The sequence below is a fragment of the Pseudonocardia adelaidensis genome, assembly GCF_039543345.1.
GTDB lineage: Bacteria > Actinomycetota > Actinomycetes > Mycobacteriales > Pseudonocardiaceae > Pseudonocardia > Pseudonocardia adelaidensis.
In genome coordinates, this window is record NZ_BAABJO010000064.1 from 1 (window position 1) to 17140 (window position 17140).

The 17140-nt window shown below is 73.7% G+C and carries 20 protein-coding genes; 13 read left to right on the forward strand and 7 right to left on the reverse strand.

What is annotated here, in order from left to right:
- The 5 genes from ABEA81_RS41705 to ABEA81_RS41725 all read left to right on the forward strand — a co-directional run.
- On the forward strand, positions 1 to 384 hold a 384-nt coding region (locus ABEA81_RS41705; protein ID WP_345613495.1), incomplete at its 5' end, for an amidohydrolase family protein.
- Positions 381 to 1070 (forward strand): iron-sulfur cluster assembly protein, encoded by a 690-nt coding sequence (locus ABEA81_RS41710; RefSeq protein ID WP_425570883.1) that lies wholly within the window; start codon positions 381 to 383, stop codon positions 1068 to 1070. The genes ABEA81_RS41705 and ABEA81_RS41710, both read left to right, overlap by 4 nt.
- Positions 1067 to 1300, forward strand: coding sequence for an iron dependent repressor, metal binding and dimerization domain protein (locus ABEA81_RS41715; RefSeq protein WP_345613497.1), 234 nt, complete (start codon positions 1067 to 1069; stop codon positions 1298 to 1300). The genes ABEA81_RS41710 and ABEA81_RS41715 overlap by 4 nt, the downstream gene beginning before the upstream one ends.
- A complete protein-coding gene (locus ABEA81_RS41720) occupies positions 1297 to 1542 on the forward strand; it encodes a hypothetical protein (RefSeq protein ID WP_345613499.1) in 246 nt (81 codons plus the stop codon). Before ABEA81_RS41715 ends, ABEA81_RS41720 begins: the two co-directional genes overlap by 4 nt.
- Positions 1539 to 2144 carry a hypothetical protein gene (locus tag ABEA81_RS41725; RefSeq protein WP_345613501.1) on the forward strand — a complete coding sequence of 202 codons (606 nt, stop codon included), beginning with the start codon at positions 1539 to 1541 and terminating at the stop codon, positions 2142 to 2144. The genes ABEA81_RS41720 and ABEA81_RS41725 overlap by 4 nt, the downstream gene beginning before the upstream one ends.
- A 17-nt stretch (positions 2145 to 2161) precedes the next feature.
- On the opposite strand, the gene ABEA81_RS41730 is transcribed toward ABEA81_RS41725, so the two are convergent.
- The 5 genes from ABEA81_RS41730 to ABEA81_RS41750 form a co-directional block, all read right to left on the reverse strand.
- Entirely contained in the window at positions 2162 to 2545 is a 384-nt protein-coding gene (locus ABEA81_RS41730) for a Rieske (2Fe-2S) protein (RefSeq protein WP_345613503.1), read from the reverse strand.
- A 12-nt stretch (positions 2546 to 2557) separates the two neighbouring features.
- On the reverse strand, positions 2558 to 3805 hold the full coding sequence (locus tag ABEA81_RS41735) for an NAD(P)/FAD-dependent oxidoreductase (RefSeq protein ID WP_345613505.1): 1248 nt from the start codon (positions 3803 to 3805) through the stop codon (positions 2558 to 2560).
- Complete coding sequence (locus ABEA81_RS41740) at positions 3802 to 4149, reverse strand: Rieske (2Fe-2S) protein (RefSeq protein WP_345613507.1); 348 nt, start codon at positions 4147 to 4149, stop codon at positions 3802 to 3804. Before ABEA81_RS41740 ends, ABEA81_RS41735 begins: the two co-directional genes overlap by 4 nt.
- A gap of 6 nt (positions 4150 to 4155) precedes the next feature.
- Entirely contained in the window at positions 4156 to 4899 is a 744-nt protein-coding gene (locus tag ABEA81_RS41745) for a TenA family transcriptional regulator (protein WP_345613509.1), read from the reverse strand.
- A 154-nt stretch (positions 4900 to 5053) separates the two neighbouring features.
- Complete coding sequence (locus tag ABEA81_RS41750; RefSeq protein ID WP_345613510.1) at positions 5054 to 6700, reverse strand: hypothetical protein; 1647 nt, start codon at positions 6698 to 6700, stop codon at positions 5054 to 5056.
- Between the two features lie 210 nt (positions 6701 to 6910).
- Between ABEA81_RS41750 and ABEA81_RS41755 the strand changes: the two genes are divergently transcribed.
- Complete coding sequence (locus ABEA81_RS41755) at positions 6911 to 8275, forward strand: MFS transporter (protein ID WP_345613511.1); 1365 nt, start codon at positions 6911 to 6913, stop codon at positions 8273 to 8275.
- On the opposite strand, the gene ABEA81_RS41760 is transcribed toward ABEA81_RS41755, so the two are convergent.
- Positions 8265 to 8717, reverse strand: a complete 453-nt coding sequence (locus ABEA81_RS41760) for a GlcG/HbpS family heme-binding protein (protein WP_345613513.1) — start codon at positions 8715 to 8717, stop codon at positions 8265 to 8267. The two genes, ABEA81_RS41755 and ABEA81_RS41760, sit on opposite strands and share 11 nt — an antisense overlap.
- Positions 8717 to 10144 (reverse strand): aldehyde dehydrogenase family protein, encoded by a 1428-nt coding sequence (locus ABEA81_RS41765; RefSeq protein WP_345613515.1) that lies wholly within the window; start codon positions 10142 to 10144, stop codon positions 8717 to 8719. Before ABEA81_RS41765 ends, ABEA81_RS41760 begins: the two co-directional genes overlap by 1 nt.
- Positions 10145 to 10255: 111 nt before the next feature.
- Here ABEA81_RS41765 and ABEA81_RS41770 point away from each other — a divergent pair, with 111 nt between their 5' ends.
- Genes ABEA81_RS41770 through ABEA81_RS41800 form a run of 7 tightly spaced genes read left to right on the forward strand, consistent with a single transcriptional unit; the run spans position 10256 to position 16703 of the window.
- Positions 10256 to 12043: a PucR family transcriptional regulator gene (locus tag ABEA81_RS41770; RefSeq protein WP_345613517.1), complete on the forward strand. Its 1788-nt coding sequence runs from the start codon at positions 10256 to 10258 to the stop codon at positions 12041 to 12043.
- A gap of 31 nt (positions 12044 to 12074) precedes the next feature.
- Entirely contained in the window at positions 12075 to 12854 is a 780-nt protein-coding gene (locus ABEA81_RS41775; RefSeq protein WP_345613519.1) for an SDR family NAD(P)-dependent oxidoreductase, read from the forward strand.
- Complete coding sequence (locus ABEA81_RS41780; protein ID WP_345613521.1) at positions 12848 to 13345, forward strand: cupin domain-containing protein; 498 nt, start codon at positions 12848 to 12850, stop codon at positions 13343 to 13345. The genes ABEA81_RS41775 and ABEA81_RS41780 overlap by 7 nt, the downstream gene beginning before the upstream one ends.
- A 10-nt stretch (positions 13346 to 13355) precedes the next feature.
- The gene (locus tag ABEA81_RS41785; protein ID WP_345613523.1) at positions 13356 to 14186 is read left to right on the forward strand and encodes a PhzF family phenazine biosynthesis protein; all 831 of its coding nucleotides are present in this window, start codon (positions 13356 to 13358) and stop codon (positions 14184 to 14186) included.
- A gap of 38 nt (positions 14187 to 14224) precedes the next feature.
- Positions 14225 to 15427: a Tm-1-like ATP-binding domain-containing protein gene (locus tag ABEA81_RS41790; RefSeq protein ID WP_345613525.1), complete on the forward strand. Its 1203-nt coding sequence runs from the start codon at positions 14225 to 14227 to the stop codon at positions 15425 to 15427.
- Positions 15424 to 16254 (forward strand): phosphoenolpyruvate hydrolase family protein, encoded by an 831-nt coding sequence (locus tag ABEA81_RS41795; RefSeq protein WP_345613527.1) that lies wholly within the window; start codon positions 15424 to 15426, stop codon positions 16252 to 16254. Before ABEA81_RS41790 ends, ABEA81_RS41795 begins: the two co-directional genes overlap by 4 nt.
- An 8-nt stretch (positions 16255 to 16262) precedes the next feature.
- Positions 16263 to 16703, forward strand: coding sequence for an SRPBCC family protein (locus ABEA81_RS41800; protein WP_345613529.1), 441 nt, complete (start codon positions 16263 to 16265; stop codon positions 16701 to 16703).
- The last annotated feature ends 437 nt before the right edge of the window (positions 16704 to 17140 follow it).

A 17140-nucleotide genomic window follows, 5' to 3' on the forward strand; every position in this document is an offset into this window, starting at 1 on the left:
GTGCAGGAGCCCAACGTCTACGCCGGCCTGTCGGTCGTGATCGGCGGCCTGATGCACGCCCGCCCGAAGTTCTTCGCCAAGGTGATGGGCGAGCTGCTGTTCTGGGTCGGCGAGGACAAGATGACCTACGGCGGTGACTACAACATCTGGGTGCCCAAGTGGCAGGTCGAGGGCTTCGTCGACTGGCAGATGCCCGACGACGACGCGTTCACCGACTACCCGCGGCTCACCACCGCGTCGAAGAAGAAGATCCTCGGGTTGAACGCGGCCAAGCTCTACGACATCCCGGTCCCCCCGGAATGCCGGCTGGAGACCTCTGCCGGGGCGCAGGACCAGCCGGGGGAGCAGCTGCTCACCGACGCCGCGGCGGCCGGCACCCCGTGATCGGTCTCGCCGCCGCGGTGTGGGCGGCGCTGGGCACGGTGCGCGATCCCGAGCTGGACGAACCGATCACGGATCTGCGGTTCGTGTCGGCGTGCACCGTGTCCGGCGACGGGGTCGCGACCGTGCGGCTGCGCCTGCCCACGTTCTTCTGCGCACCCAACTTCGCCTGGCTGATGGTGGCCGACGCCCACGACGCGGTCGCCGCCGTGCCGGGTGTCGTGCGGGTGGACATCGCCCTGGACGACCACTTCGTCGCCGCCACGATCAACGAGGGCGTCGCGGCCCGGGCCGGGTTCGTCGGCGCGTTCCCCGGCGAGGCGGCCGCGGAGCTGGACGAGCTGCGCGCGGTGTTCCTGCGCAAGGCCGCGCTGGCCGGCCAGGACCGGATCGCCCGGCCGCTGGTCGACGCCGGCCACACCCCCGAGCAGCTGGCCGCAACCCGGCTCGGGGACCTGCCGCCGTCGCCGGACCTGGACCGGCTGCGGCAGCGCCGGGCCGAGGTCGGGCTGCCCCACGGGCCCGACGCACCCCTGCTGCTGCACCCGGACGGCGCCCCCGTCCCGGCCGCCCAGGTGCCGCTGCACCTGCGGCGGGCCCGGCTCACCCGGGTCGGGATCGAGGCCAACGGCCACACCTGCCGCGACCTGCTCGCCACTCGCTATCCACAGGAGGTGGCCTCGTCGTGACCACGATCGAGGCGTCCGTGCTGGCGCAGGACCACGCGCGCCGGTACGCGCTCGTCGAGTTGCTGCTGGTGCGGGTGCTCGACCTGGCGCCCGCCGACGTCCCGGCGGAGGCCGACGCACTGCAGCACGCGGTCTCCGCGCGGCTGCTCGCCCGCATCGACGCGCTGCTCGGGTGGCCCGAGCGCGACCTGTGGGGCCGGCCCATCCCGCGGCGGGACGGACCGCCATGAGCCCCGAGACCTACAACCCGTGGACGGTGGTGAACGTGGTCTTCGACCACCTCGCGGCGGCCGGACTGCACCCGGTGCTCGGCGAGACCGGCGACCCGGGGATCCCGGCGGCGGCCCTGCTGCGTGCGCTCGGCATCGAGCCGGGACGCGACGACGAGGGCCCGGCCGCCCCGGCGGTGCAGGCCCACCTCGCCGAGATCCGGGCCCGGATGTTCCCCGACGTCGAGGAGGAGCGACCATGAGCGCGCCCGCAGCCCCACCGACGTCGGTGCGCCGGCTCGACACGGCGGGCGCGCGCGAGCTCGCCGGGCTCGCCGCGGTGCTCGACGACCTGCAGTACGCGCTGCGCTGCTGCGAGCACCTCGTCGCCCAGGTGGGCCGGCGCGGCGGACCCGACGCGGTGCTGGTGGAAGCGCTGTGGACGGGCGCCCTGCTCGCCTACGTCCGGTGCTTCTCGCCGCGCGCCGCCCTGCTCACCGCCGCCGACCTCGACGCCGTCGAGGGCGAGCACGAGGGCGAGTTCCGGCGGCTGCACGAGGTGCTGCTGAAGCTGCGCGACCACCTCGCGTCCCGCCACGTCAACCCGCGGGAGGCGTTCACGATCGGGGCGGCGCAGGCGAACGACGGCACCCCCACCGGGATCGCGGTCGTCTCCAGCCCGCGCCCGCTGGTCGAGGAGTCCTCCGTGCGGATGCTCGGGCGGCTCGCCTACCTCCTCGCGGCCCGGGTGGACGCGCGGATGCAGGAGCGGCAGCAAGCGGTGCTCGGCGAGGCGGCCGCACTGGCGCCGGCGGAGCTGGCCGAGCTGCCTCTGGTGCACCTGACCGATGGCGGGGGGCACTAGCCTAGGGCGCTCCTGCCTCACCGGGCGGAGGTGGCCGGCGGCGTCCGCCGGGATCGAGCCGCCCTCCTGCGCATCGCCGACTTCGCCAGCTCTTCGTCGACCCCGACCCAGATCTGCCCGTCGTCCTCCCGGACCGGGAAGACCGTGATCGGGCGCGTCGCGGGCGGGCTGAGCGGCTCGCCGGTCGCGAAGTCGAAGACGCTGCCGTGGCACGAGCAGAGCAGGCCGTCCTCGGTGACCTTGCCGCTCGAGAGCAGGCAGTCCAGGTGGCTGCAGTAGTTCGACGTCGCGTGGACGGTGCCGTCGCGGCGTGCCAGCGCGATCTCCACCTCCCCGACGAACACCCGGCGGACGACGCCCTCCGGGACCTGGCCGGAACGTGCGATGTTGTGGAACTCCACGGGTTCTCCCGGTCAGGCGTCGACGGTGTCGAGCAGGTCGAGCAGGTCGGTGTCCTCGTCGGCCAGCGCTGCCTCCGTCACGGGCGTGCCGCGGGAGATCAGCTCCCGGGCGGCCGCGACGTCGCCGCCGCGATCCACGGCGAACGCGGCGTGCACGCGGCCGTCGTGCAGGTAGAAGGCGGTGAAGTCGCGGTCGTCGACGCAACCCCGCACGACCACGGTGGAGTCGGGCCGCGGGCGGCCGACGAACTGCAGCCCGAGCTCGTACTGGTCCGACCAGAACCACGCCGGCTCCTCGGCGAGCTGCGGCAGCCCCAGCAGCGCCCGGGCCACGACCGCGCCCTGGCGGCTCGCGTTGTCGGAGTGCTCGACGCGGACGTGCCGGCCCGCGACCGGGTCGAAGCGGCTCGCGATGTCCCCGGCCGCGAACACGCCGGCGACGGCCGTGCGGCACTCGGGGTCGACGAGAACCCCACCCGCCACGGGGTCGAGCTGCAGCCCCGACGCGCGCGCGAGCTCGTCGTTGGGAACGGCGCCGACCGCGACGACGAGCAGGCCGGCCTCGACGGCGTCGCCGTCCGCGGTGCGCACGACGACCCCGGACGGGGTCGCGGCCACCGCGGCGACCTGCCGGCCGAACCGGAGGTCGACACCGTTCTCCCGGTGCAGCTCGGCGTAGGTCCGTGCCATCTCGGGGCCGAGCTGCCCCAGCAGCGGCAGGGCCGCCGTCTCCAGGCAGGTGACCTCGACGCCGAGCTCCCGCGCCGACGCCGCGACCTCGGAGCCGATCAGCCCGGCCCCGATCACCGCGATCCGGCCGGCGCCGGGCAGGAGCGTGCGGAGCCGGGCGGCGTCGTCGAGGTCGCGCAGGTGCACGACCCGGTCGCCGTCGACGCCCGGCAGCCTCCGGGCGCGCACACCGGTGGCGACGAGCACCGCGTCCGCGACGAGGTCCGCTCCACCGGTGAGGTGCACGCGGTGGCCTGCGCCGTCGACGGAGACCCGCTCGGCCCGCGTGCCCAGCAGCAGCTCGACGTCGTTGGTGCGGCACCACTCCGGGTCGAGGATGGTGACGTCCTCGGCGTCGGCGTCGCCGCGCAGGTACTCCTTCGACAGCGGCGGCCGCTGGTACGGGATGTGCCGCTCCTCGCCGAGCACGACCAGCCGGCCGCCGAAACCGCGGCGGCGCAGCATCCGCACGGCCGAGACGCTCGCCTGGCCTGCGCCCACCGCGACGACGGTGGCGGGGGTCGGGGTCACGTTCGCTCCTCTGCCTGGTCGGACCTGGGGTGGACGTGGACGATCCCGTCCACCACGAGCACATCGTGCACGGGCTGGCAGGCGTCCTGGTCGTCGGCGCGGCCGGTCGCCGGGTCGAACGTCCACTGGTGCCCCGGGCAGACGACCTTGTCCTTCCAGACGGTGCCGCGGGAGAGCGAGCGGCCCTTGTGGACGCAGGTGTCGTCGAGCGCGAACACGCGGTCCCCGACCAGGAACAGCGCGATGACCCGCCCGGCGACCTCGACCTGCTTGCGCTTCCGGCGTCGCAGCTCCGCCAGGGGAGCCACCGCGACCCATTCGACGGTCGCCGCGTCCGGGGTCATCACGGCTCAGGAGCCGGCCGCGGTGGGCGCGACGTAGGTGTCGTAGAGGGCGCGCGTGTAGGAGAAGCGCATCTCCGCGCCCCACCGCACGAAGTCGAGGCAGCGCTGCTGCAGCTCAGGGGTGTTGGCGTGGTCGAGCACGATCTGGTAGCCGCGCTCGCCGTGGACCTCGTCGGAGGTGATGTGCAGGTCGAAGAACTCGATCTCGTCCTCGGTGAAGCCGTAGGCCTCCCGCAGCGGCACGATCTGCTTCTTGTAGATGCTCGGCACCTGGGACTCCAGCCCGACGACCAGGGCGGCGGTGGCCACGACGAAGTGCTCGCGCATCGCCACCGCGTAGCACCACGACTGCAGGCCCCGGGTCACCGCGTTCATGTTGTTCGGGTCCTCGATGCGCTCCCTGGTCGTGCCGCACGCCTCGCCGAACCGGATGAGCAGGTCGGTGTGGCGGATGTCGGCCAGCTCCTCCTCGTACATGTTCTGGAGGGTGAAGTCCTTCGCGTCGGTGAAGCGGTCCGGGGTGTTGCCGTAGATGTAGCCGAGGTAGTCGGCGAAGGGGCCGACGTAGTGGTAGTGGTTCTCGGCCCAGCGGGCGAAGTGCTCGCGCGTCAGGACCCCGTCGGCCCACGCCTTGCTGAAGGAGGCGTCCTTCGCCTCCCGGCCCTTGATGGCGTTCTGGAGCGCGGCGCGGAAGTCGTCGCGGGAGAGCAGCTGCGTGGTGGCGGCGGAGCTGTCGGCGGTGAGGGTCATCGGGCGTCTCCAGGTGAGTGGGGAACCGGCTGATGACAGGAACGGTAGGTACGGATCGCGCCCCGGAATCCGGTCATCGTGCACAGAAGTCCCCGGAATGTTGCAGCACCCTGCACCGGGTCGGTGCAGGGTGCTGCAACTGAGGATTCGCAGGTCAGAACGCCAGCGCGGCGAAGAGCGTGGACACGACGAGCCCCGCGACGACGGGCACGAAGCACTTGCGTGCGAGGTCGATGACCGGCACCCGCGTGACCCCGGCGACCACCAGCAGGGACGACCACGCGACGAGCACACCACCGCCCGCCCACACCGAGCCCATCTGGCCGACGGCGGCGAGCGTCGCCGGGTCCATGCCGACCGTGGGCCCGAGCGCACCCGACAGCGAACCGGTGAGCGGAAGGCCGGAGAACCCGGAGCCCTCCAGCCCGGCCGCCATGCCGACCAGCAGCACGCCGAAGCACATGACCACCGGGTTGCCGGGGATGAACCGCTCGCCCGCCGTCACGAGGTCGACGAGGAGACCGGGCGCGCTCTGGCCCTCCTCCAGGCCGAGGATCGTCCCCGCGTACTCGGCGTTGCCGAGGAAGAAGAACCCGGCGATCGGGAGCACCACGCCCATCGCCCGGAACGCGAACACCAACCCGTCGACGAGGTGCTCCCCGCAGGTCGTGAGCGCGGCCGACGGGCCGTCGAGCGCGACGACGGCGACGATCACCAGTACGGCGGCGACGCCACCGACCAGCGCGGCGGCGCTTCCGCCCTGGACCTCCGGAACCAGCGTCGTGAACTTGCCGAGCGCCATGTAGGCGATCATGACCGCGAAGACGACGGGGACGCCGACGGCGAAGATCTTCGACAGCCGCACGACGCGCGGGGCGTCCTCCTCATCGGGGCCCTCCGCGCCGGCGGCCGGCGGGAACGTCCCGGCGGTCCGGCCGGGCTCCGCCGGGGGCGGGGCGGCGCCACCACCGGCGTGGGTCGCCACCCCGGCCGCAACGGGCACCCGCTCCTCGACCACGGTGAGGGGTTCGGCGACATCGCGGGCGCGCGCCTTCGCGAACCCGAGCCGCGTCGCGATGGCGGCCGCGATCCGGCTGGTGCTCTCCACCGGCTGCGCGGCCGCGGCGACCCGGCCTTCCCACTCGTCCAGGTTCGTCTCGGCCGGCGCCCGCATGTGCCGGCGCAGCACCACGCCGGTGAGCACCAGGGCGACGCCGCCGGTGATCAGGGAGAGCACCAGCGCGATGTCCGCGACGGCCGAGGTCTCCGCCCCGGCGGCGGTGGCCGAGAGCCCGGGAGCGACCTGGATCACGTAGTCGCTCGACAGCGCCATGCCCTGGCCCGCGATGGCGATGACCATCGCCGCGCCCATCGCCGGCAGGCCCGCTCGGATGGCCGCGGGCACGAGGATCGCGCCGATCAGCGGCACCGCGGGGGTGGGCCAGAAGAACAGGCTGATGACGTAGGTGACCACGGCGAGCACGGCGTAGGACGACCAACCGCCGCGCATCACGCGCTGGAACGGTGTGACCATGCGCTGGTCGGCCTTCATCGCGCGCAGCGTGCCCAGCAGCGCGGTCACCAGCGCGATGATCAGGAAGATGTTGAACAGCTCCGACGCCGCGGTCAGGCTGGCGTTGAAGATCGCCTGGACGGCCGTGATGGGGCTCCCGGTCAACACCCACGCCGTGACGAGCGTGGCCAGGAGAGCGGGGACGACCACGTTCTTGCGGGCCACGGTGGCCCCGATGATCAGGAGGACAGCTGCCAGATAGACCCAGTGCGCGGCAGTGAGAGCCACCGCGGCCTCCTTCCCGCCGCGTCGTCGCGGCGTCCGAAGTGTCGGGCGCCACAGTCCATGACCGCGCGACGGGCGAGCTAGGAGAACACTGCACATCACCCGCGCCTCGGATTGTGCACCTTGTCATAGGGGCACGGTGCACTGATCGACGGGCCCGGGTTGGGCGATGTGCCCCTGTCGCCGCCCGGCCGCCGACAGCATCGTGCAGGTGTGCGCTCCCCCTCCCCGGTCCGTGAACCGCAGGTGCGCCTCGGGCTCGTCGCGACCCCGCTCGTCGTCGGGACGTTCGCGAGCACGATCGCGAACACGCTCGTCAACGTCCCGCTCGCGACGATCGTGGCCGACCTGGACGCGCCCCTGCGCAGCGGCGCGCTCGTCGTCATCGCGTTCAACACGACGTGCGCGCTCATGCTGCCGCTCGGTGGCTGGCTGGGCGACCGGTACGGCCGGCGCAGGCTGTTCCTGGTCGCGATGGCGGGCGTGACGATCGGGGCGGCCGGTGCCGTGTTCGCCCCGAACCTCGCCGTGCTCGTCGCGTTCCGGGCCGTGCAGGGGATCGGCGGGGCGCTGGTGCTCCCGAACGTGCTCGCGCTGCTGACGAGCGCCGCGGGTCCGGCGCGCCGCGGCCGGGCCGTGTCGTGGTGGGCGGCCGCGAACGGGGCGGGGCAGGCCGCCGGCCCGACGGTCGGCGGGCTGCTCGCCGACACGCTCGGCTGGCGCGCGGTGTTCGTCTCGATCATCCCGTTCGCGCTGTTCGCGTTCGCCGGTGGCCTGCGCTGGGTGCCCCGCAGCCCGGCCCGACCGGTACGGCTGGAGTGGCGCGGGGCGCTGACGCTGACAGTCGGGGTCGGACTGCTGCTCGTGGTGGCCTCCGCGGTGTCACCGCTGGGCGCGGGCTCACCGTTCGTGTGGGGCGGTGGCGGCCTCGGGTTGCTGGCGCTGCTCGCGTTCGTGCTGGTGGAGCGGCGGCAGGCCGACCCCTTCATCCCGCTGGCACTGCTGGTGCAGCCCCGGTTCATGCGGTCCTCGGTGGCGGCGCTGTGCCAGATGTTCTGCCTCACCGCCACGCTGGTGACGGTGCCGCTCTACCTCGTGGCCCGGGGCGAGGCGTCGAGCGCGGCCGCCGGGCTCGTCGTGGTCGCGCTGCCGCTCGCGATGACGCTGCTGGCACCGGTCGCCGGGCTGGCCACCGAGCGGTGGAGCCCGCGCCTGGCCCTGCGCCTCGGACTGTTCGCGCTCGCGCTGGCCGAGCTGGCCCTCGCGGTCCTGCTCCTGGGCGGTCACCCGGTCGGGGTGCCGCTCGTCGCGGCGGTCACCGCCACCGGCGTGGGGATCGCGTTCACGCAGACCCCCGCCACGGCCGGTGCTGCCCGCACCGCGATCGGCGCCGGGCTCGGGCTGTTCAACATGCTGCGGTTCGTGGGCGCCGCGCTGGGCGGCGCCGTGGTCGCCGTCGTGATCGCGGATGCCGCCGACAGCACCGCCCGCTGCGCCACGGTCGCGGCGATCTGCGGTGCGGTTGCGCTGCTGGCGCTGCTCGTCTCGTTCGCCGGGCGCAACCCCGCTACGCGGTGACCGCCCCGGCCACCTGCTCCTCGAACGCGGCCAGCGCCGCCGCCCCGACGGCCTTGTCCTGCTCGCCGTTGCCCCCGCTCACGCCGACGGCGCCGACGACCTGGCCCTGGTAGACGACCGGGAACCCGCCGACGAACACCGCGAACCGGCCGGGGTGCATGTGCTGGATGCCGAAGGCCTCGTTGCCCGGGAGCGCGGGTCCACCGGGCGGCTCGTTGAACAGGTGGGTCGCGCGCTGGTGCCCGGCCGCGGTGAACGCCTTGGCGATCGCGATCTCCACGCCGGTGAGGCGTGCGCCCGTCATCCGGTGCAGCGCGATGACGTGGGCGCCGTCGTCGACGATGCAGATCGTCTGCACCACTCCGATCCGGGTGGCCTCCGCCTCGGCGGCGCGCAGCAGCACCAGTGCGTCCTCGAGGGTCAGGCGGTGGATCGACTGCATCAGCGCTCTCCGTAGTTCAGGTAGACGGTCTTGGTGTCGGTCACGAAGTCGAGCGCCTGGCGCCCGCCCTCGGGGAACGCGCCCCCGCTGGAGGCCTTCCAGCCACCGAACGGCGGCGCGATCCCGTTGCCCGTCGTCCGGTCGTTGATCTTCACGATGCCGCAGGCCGCCTGCTGCGCGAACCGGTGTGCCACGGCGAGGTCGCGGGTGTGGATCGCGGTGACGAGACCGTGGGCGGAGGAGCCGACCACCTGCAGCGCCTCGTCGACCGAGCCGATCGGCAGCACCGACAGGTACGGCCCGAAGACCTCGCCGTCGACCAGCGGGTGCCCGGTCGGCACGTCCGCGAAGAGGGTGGGCCGGACCCACCAACCCGCGCCGTCGTGCTCGTCGTCGAGCCCCGCCTCGGCCACGACCCGGGCACCCGCCGCGACCGCCGACTCCTTCAGCCGCGTCAGCCGCTCGAACTGGGCCCGCGTCGCCACCGGGCCGGTGGTGACGCCCGCCCGGTCCCCGTGCCCCACTCGCAGACCGCGGACCCTGGCCGCGAGCAGCTCCGTGAACTCCGCCGCCACCGACTCGGCCACGAGCACGCGGTCGGTCGACGTGCACGCCTGACCGGTCAGGTCGAACGCACCGCCGGCCACCTTCGTCGCCGCGGAGTCGAGGTCGGCGTCGGCGCAGACGACGGCGGCGTTGTGCCCGCCGAGCTCCAGCTGCAAGCGCGCGCGGCCGCCCGCGTGCCGGCGCAGGAAGGCGCCGACGCCGTCGGAACCGGTGAAGCTGATCGCCGCCACCTCCGGCGCGGAAACCAGGGCCGTCATGGCCTCCGGGTCCTGCCCCTGCAGGAGCTGCAGCACCCCGTCCGGCACGCCGGCCTCCGCCGCCACCTCGGCGAGCCAGGAGCCCACCCCGGGGGTCACCGGCGAGGGCTTGAACACCACCGCGTTGCCCGCCGCCAGCGCGGGCGCGATCTTCCGAGCGGCCAGCGACAGCGGGAAGTTCCACGGGGTGATCGCAACGACCACGCCCAGCGGGCAGCGCAGCGTGTACGCGAACGTCGAGCCCGCCTCCTGGGGGTACGTCGTCCCCTCCACCAGGTAGGCCAGCTGGGCCGCCAGCCGGAACTGCTCGGCGGACTTCCCGGCCTCACCGCGGGCGGCCGCGAGCGGCTTGCCCTCCTCGCGCGTGATCAGGGCGGCCACGTCGTCCGCCCGCCGGTCGATCAGGTCGGCGATCGCGGTCAGGGCGGTCGCCCGGCCCAGTGGGGGCGTGGCGGCCCATCCCACCGCGGCCGTGGCGGCGGTGGTCACCGCGGCCCGCGCGTCGGCCGGTGTCGCCTCCACGTACCGGAAGACCACGTCCGCGGGCGACGCAGGATCGACCGACTCGCCCGGGGACGCGGTGACCGTTGGTGCGGAGTGCACGAAGAACCTCCGAGCGATTGTGGAGATTGCCGTCTAGCCGTGATTCTGCGGCCGGGTCACCATGGCTGGCACTGGACGAACTGCACCCTCGACGCAGCGGGATGTGGGCACATGGCACAGGGTCCCCCGGCACGTCAGGACCGGCCGAGCGACGACAGCATCGACGTGGGCGCGTTGCTCGCCGAGCCCCTCCTGCGGAACACGCTGGTGGCCGGGCTCGGGGGTGTGCACCGGCGGGTGCAGTGGTGCCTGCCGCTCTCCGAGCTCGGCGCTCCCGCCGGTGCCGGCGGGAATGGGGACCGTCCCGGTCCGCCGCACGCGGGGATCGTCGTCCACGCGCACGCCGCCGATCTGCGCGGCCCCGACGGCCCCGCCACGATCAGCACCGTGGCCGCCCGCGGCGGGGTCGCGGTGCTCGTCCAGACCGACCCCCGCGACGTGGCCACCCCGACCGAGCTGCCGTTCGCCTACCCCGAGGCGCGGCGCGCCGCCGACGACGCCGGGCTCCCGCTCGCGCTGCTGCCGCCGACGGCCGACTACCGGACGGTCAGCCAGCTCGTGGCCACGAAGGTCCTCGCCCAGGCCACGCACGTGCTGCAGTACAGCGACCGCGTGCATCGGTCCCTCGGCGAGATCCTCGCCCGCGGCGCCGGCATCCCGCCCCTGGCCTACGGGATGGCCCGGATGAGCGAGGCGCCCGTGATGGTGATCGACCTGGACGGTGTCGTGCTCGCTCACGAGGCGACCTCCGCGATCCCGAAGCCCGACCCGGCCGTGATCGGCGCCGTGCTCGTGCAGCACCTGGAACGCCTCGCCGCCGACGGCACGGCGGGGGCCGGGGTGACCGTCGTCGATCCCATCGAGGACGGGCCGCTCACCTGCACACCGATCATCGCGCCCGTGATGTACGGCGGCGAGATCAGCGGCCTGGCCGCCGTGCTCGAACCCGCAGGCGGCGACCCGCACGACCACGCCCAGCGCCGGATCGTCGCCGCCGAGGGAGCGGTGCTCATCGGCTCGGAGATGCTGCGGATCCGCTCGATGACCGAGGCCGAGGAACGGACCAGGGGCGACTTCGTCGTCGGCCTCGTCCACGGCCGGTTCGAGGACGGTCAGCAGCTGCTCGCGCGGGCTCGCCACCACGGGTTCCACCCGGACGGCCGGTACGCCGTCTGCGTCGCGGCGATGAACCCGCCCGACCTCGACGACGAGCGCACCCGCCGCCGCTCCACCGCCGTGGCCCGCGCCGCCGAGAAGATCGACCTGCTGCCCGGTGGCCCGACGCTGGCCACGTACATCGGGGGCAACCTGGTCGTCGTGCGGCCGGTCGTCCGGGGCGGCCCGACCCCCGATGCGCTCGACGAGCAGGAGCGGGTGCGCGCGTTCGCGGGACACCTGCGCAAGCTCATCGGCGACCGCACCGGCACCGCCGTCCGCGTGGCGTTCGGCCGGGTCGGCACCGGCGCCCGCGGCGTCGCCCGCAGCTACCGGGAGGCGCGCACGGCGCTGGCGCTCGGCCGCAGGGTGGACGTGCCGCCGGTCGCGGGCTACGACGAGCTGCGCATCTTCGTCGCGCTCTCGGACCTCGCCGACAGCGAGAACGGCCGGACCTTCGCCCACGAGGTGCTCGAACCGCTGCGCAAGGTCGACGGGAACGCCCGCAACCTGGAGAGCGTCGTGCTCGCCTACATCGCCGAGTCCGGCAACCTCAACGCGGCGGCCCGGCGGCTCGGCCTGCACCGCAACACCACGCTGTACAAGCTCGACCGGGTCTCGCGCGTGCTCGGCATGGACATCCGGTCGGCCGAGACCCAGTTCATGGTGTGGCTCGCCCACCACATCGACAACCTGGTGCAGGTGGGCGACAGCCTCGACGCCGAGCTGGCGCCGCCGCCCTGAACCGAACCCGACATCCGGCAGACTCGCTCCCGTGCGTCTCGGCCGCGACCCGTCCCTGCCCGACCTCGGCGGCACCGTCGTCCTCGTGACCGGCGGGAGCGGGAATATCGGGTCGGGCATCGCGCGACGGTTCGCCGAGGCGGGTGCCGCGGTCGTGGTGCACCACCACACCGGCGCGGGGCGGGCGCAGGCCGTGGTCGACGGGATCGTCGGAGCCGGCGGGCGGGCGGTCGCCGCCCGGGCCGACGTCACGGACCCGGCGGCCGTCACGGCGCTCGTCGAGCTCGCCGTCGACCGGTTCGGTCGGCTGGACGCCGTGGTCGCGGCGGCCGGCGTGCAGCCCGTCGCGGAGCTGGCGGGGATGCCCGTGGAGAGCTGGCGGGAGGTCCTCGACGGCAACGCGACGAGCGCGTTCGCGACCCTGCAGGCCGCCGCGACCGCACTGCGCGGCCGCGGCGGCTCGATCACGCTGGTGGCGTCCGTCGAGGGCAGCAGGCCCGCCCGCGGCCACGCGCACTACGCGGCGTCGAAAGCCGCAACGGTCATGCTGGCCCGCGCCGCCGCCCTGGAGCTCGGCCGCGACGGCGTGCGGGTCAACTCGGTCTCGCCGGGTCTCGTCGCCCGGGCGGGGTTGCGCGAGGACTGGCCGGACGGCGTCGAACGGTGGGAGCGCGCCGCGCCCCTGCACCGCGTGGGCGAGCCCGGGGACGTCGCCGACGCGTGCGTGTTCCTCGCCTCGCCGATGGCCCGCTTCATCACCGGGCACGATCTGGTCGTGGACGGCGGGATGGCGGTGGTGCCGGCGTGGTGAGCGGGGGCGAGCGGGTGGCGGAGCTGCTCGGGCTCGAACCGCTGCCCGGCGAGGGCGGCCTGTTCCGGCGGACGCACCTCGACGCTCACTCGTCGGCGATCTACTACCTCCTGCTCGCGCCCGACTTCTCGGCGGTGCACCGGCTCACGGCCACCGAGACCTACCACTGGTACGCGGGCTCGCCGCTGCGGTTGCTGCTGCTCGGCGGCGACGGGCAGGTCTCCGAGCCGGTGCTCGGCCCGGACCTGGCGGCCGGTCAGCGGCCGCAGGTCGTGGTGCCCGCCGGCACCTGGCAGGGCTCCAGCCCGGCGGGGGAGTGGGCGCTGGTCGGCACGACCACGGCCCCACCTTTCGAGTGGGCCGGGTTCGAGCTCGGCGACCGCGCCGCGCTCACCGCCCGCTACCCCGACGCCGCGCACCGCATCGCCGAGCTGACCCGCCCGGGCCACGCGTCGGGGATTGGCCATGGCGGCCCCTCCAGCTCCCGATGATGCTGCAGTCATGACAAGCCGCCCGTTCGCCCAGGTCGACGTCTTCTCCGCCGTGCCGTACCGGGGCAACCCGGTCGCGGTCGTCCTCGACGGCGACGGCCTCACGACCGAGCAGATGCAGCGCATCGCGAACTGGACGAACCTGTCGGAGACGACGTTCGTCCTCCCGCCCACCAGCCCGGCCGCCGACTACCGCGTCCGCATCTTCACCACGGCGGAGGAGCTCCCGTTCGCCGGGCACCCGACGATCGGTACCTGTCACGCCTGGCTGGCCCGCAACCCCCGGCACACGGGGGACACGGTCGTACAGGAGTGCGAGGCGGGGCTGATCACGCTCCGCCGCACCGGCGACCGGCTCGCGTTCGCCGCCCCGCCGCTGATCCGCGACGAGCCGGTGGACGAGGAGTTGCAGGCCCGCATCGCGCGCATCCTGGGCATCGAGCGGGCCGGGATCCGCGACGCCAGGTGGATCGACAACGGCCCCGGCTGGGTGGGTGTCCTCCTCGAGGACGCGAAGGCGGTGCTCGCCGTCGCCCCGAACGCCGAGGAGCTCAAGCTCGGGATCGTCGGCCCGTACCCGGAGGGCACTCCGGAGGCCGTCGAGGTCAGGGCGTTCTTCCCGGCGGGTCGCACCAGCTTCGAGGACCCCGTCACGGGCAGCCTCAACGCCGGCCTCGGGCTCTGGCTGCTGCGCACCGGCCGGCTCCGGGCTCCCTACGTCGCCTCCCAGGGCACGGCAGTGGGCCGGGCGGGGCGGGTGCACGTCGACCAGGACGCCGACGGCACGGTGTGGGTCGGCGGCGACGCGGTCACGTGCGTGAGGGGTGAAGTCGAGATCTGAGCCTCGCCCGCGGGGCGGGGGTGCACTAAGAAAGAATCATGGCCCTCGCCTACGTCATCGGCACCTTCGACACCAAGGGCGCGGAGCTGGGCTACGCCGCCGAACGCCTGCGCGCCGCCGGCGCGGAGGTCGTCACCGTCGACGTGTCGACGCAGGCGCGGGGCGGGCCCGCGGATATCGGGGCGGACGAGGTGGCGGGGCACCATCCCGACGGCGCGGGTGCCGTGTTCACGGGCGACCGCGGCAGCGCGGTCGCGGCGATGGCCGCGGCGCTGGAGCGGTTCCTGCTGAGCCGCTCCGACGTCGGCGGGGTGCTCGGCCTCGGCGGCTCCGGCGGCACCGCGCTGGTCACGCCGGCGATGCGCGCGCTGCCGGTCGGCGTCGGGAAGATCATGATGTCGACGGTGGCGTCCGGGAACGTCGCGCCCTACGTCGACGCGTCCGACATCGCGATGTGGTACTCGGTCACCGACGTCGCGGGCCTGAACCGCATCTCCCGCCGCGTGATCGGCAACGCCGCCCACGCGCTCGCCGGGATCGTCATGCACGACGTCCCCGCCGCCGACGACCGGCCCGCGGTGGGCCTCACGATGTTCGGGGTCACCACCCCGTGCGTCACGGCCGTCACCGAGCTGCTCGGCGACGCCGTCGACCCGCTCGTCTTCCACGCCACCGGCACCGGCGGGCGGGCGATGGAGAAGCTGGTCGACGACGGCCTCGTCGGCTCGGTGCTGGACATCACCACCACCGAGGTGTGCGACCTGCTGGTCGGCGGGGTATTCCCGGCCACCGAGGACCGGCTCGGCGCGATCGCCCGCACCGGCGTGCCGTACGTCGGGTCGTGCGGCGCGCTCGACATGGTCAACTTCGGGGCGCGGTCCACGGTGCCGGCGCAGTTCGCCGGCCGCACGCTCTACGAGCACAACCCGCAGGTCACGCTCATGCGCACGACCCCGGACGAGAACATTGCGATCGCGCGGTTCATCGCACGTGGCCTCAACGCGTGCGAGGGCCCGGTGCGGTTCCTGCTGCCCACCGGCGGCGTCTCCGCACTCGACGCCCCCGGGCAGGCGTTCTGGGACCCGGAGGCCGACGAAGCGCTGTTCGCCACGCTGGAGGCCGAGGTGCACCAGACCGACCGGCGGCGGGTCGAACGCCTGCCGTACAACGTCAACGACCCCGAGTTCGCCGACGCGCTGGTCGCCGCGTGGCGGTCGGTGACGGGAGGAGTGCTGAGGTGAAGTTCGCGCGTGCCCAGCTCGTCGAGCGGTTCCAGGACATGGCCCGGCGCGGCGAGCCGATCATCGGCGGCGGCGCCGGCACCGGCCTCTCGGCGAAGTGCGAGGAGGCCGGGGGCATCGACCTCATCGTCATCTACAACTCCGGCCGCTACCGGATGGCCGGTCGGGGCTCGCTCGCGGGCCTGCTCGCGTACGGCAACGCCAACGAGATCGTGGTGGAGATGGCCGCCGAGGTGCTGCCCGTCGTCGACCACACCCCGGTGCTGGCGGGTGTCAACGGCACCGACCCGTTCATGCTCACCGACCGGTTCCTGCGCGAGCTGGCCGACCTGGGCTTCGCCGGCATCCAGAACTTCCCGACCGTCGGTCTGATCGACGGTGTGTTCCGGGCCAACCTGGAGGAGACCGGCATGGGCTACGGGCTGGAGGTCGACCTCGTCGCCGCCGCCCGCGAGGCCGAGCTGCTCACCACGCCGTACGTCTTCTCCGCCGACGACGCGCGCGCCATGACCCGCGCCGGCGCCGACATCATCGTCTGCCACATGGGCCTGACCACCGGCGGCTCGATCGGCGCGGAGACCGCCAAGACCCTCGACGACTGCGTCGGCCTGATCGACGAGTGGGCCGCCGCAGCGCGCGAGGTCCGCGACGACGTCCTCGTGCTCTGCCACGGCGGGCCGATCGCGATGCCCGACGACGCGGCGCACGTGCTGGAGCACACGACGCTGTGCCACGGCTTCTACGGCGCCTCCTCCATGGAACGGCTGCCCACCGAGAAGGCCCTCACCGAACAGACCCGCGCGTTCAAGACCCGTCTCAACCGATAGGAGCCCCCATGCCCCGCGCCTACGCCAGTGGTGTCGTACCCGCGTCCGCCGACACCGTCTGGTCGCACATCCGTGACTTCAACGGGCTGCCGAGCTGGCTCCCGGCGATCACCGCGAGCGAGCTGACGGAGGGTGGCTCCGGCGCGGAGGTCGGGGCCGTCCGCAGGCTCACCCTCGGCGACGGCGGCATCGTGGTCGAACGCCTCCTCGAGCTGAACGACGCCGAGCGGCGCTACACCTACGAGTTCGTCGAGAACCCGTTCGGGGCCCGGCGCTACGTCTGCACGTTGCGGGTCGCGCCCGTGACGGCGGGTGGGGAGGCGTTCGTCGAGTGGTGGTCGGAGTTCGACGCCGACGCGGCCGACGAGAAGCGCCTCACCGACTTCTTCGCGGACGGCGTCTACGCAGGCGGGATCGCGGCGCTGCGAGACCACTTCGCCGCCGCCTGAGCCTCACCCGGCCTGCGGTGCCTCGGCGCCGAGCGGACGGCCGGCGCGTCTGCTCGCTGAGATCGCCCAGGAGCCCATCTCCGAGCGAGATGCGGACCACGGACCGTGTCGCCGCTCGATCGCCGGTCGATGAGTGGCGGCAGTGGTGGTTGTGGTCGTGTTTCCTTCCCAACGTGGGCCCGACGCTCTCGCCGATCGTTCAGCGCTGACTCAGACGGACTAACAAGGTTGGAATATCAGCTGAGTGCTTGAATCTCGGTCGCTAGCCTCTCCTGGCTAGCTGTACTGACCACAGAGGTTAGGAACGACCCGACCGGGATGATCTTGATGTGAGGGAGGGCCTCCAGGTCCGGTGTGGATTGCGACATCTGCACCGAGCAAGGAGGCCCTCGTGCTCCACCGTAACGCCCCGTTGTCCCCGGTCGGTCGTGAGCGCC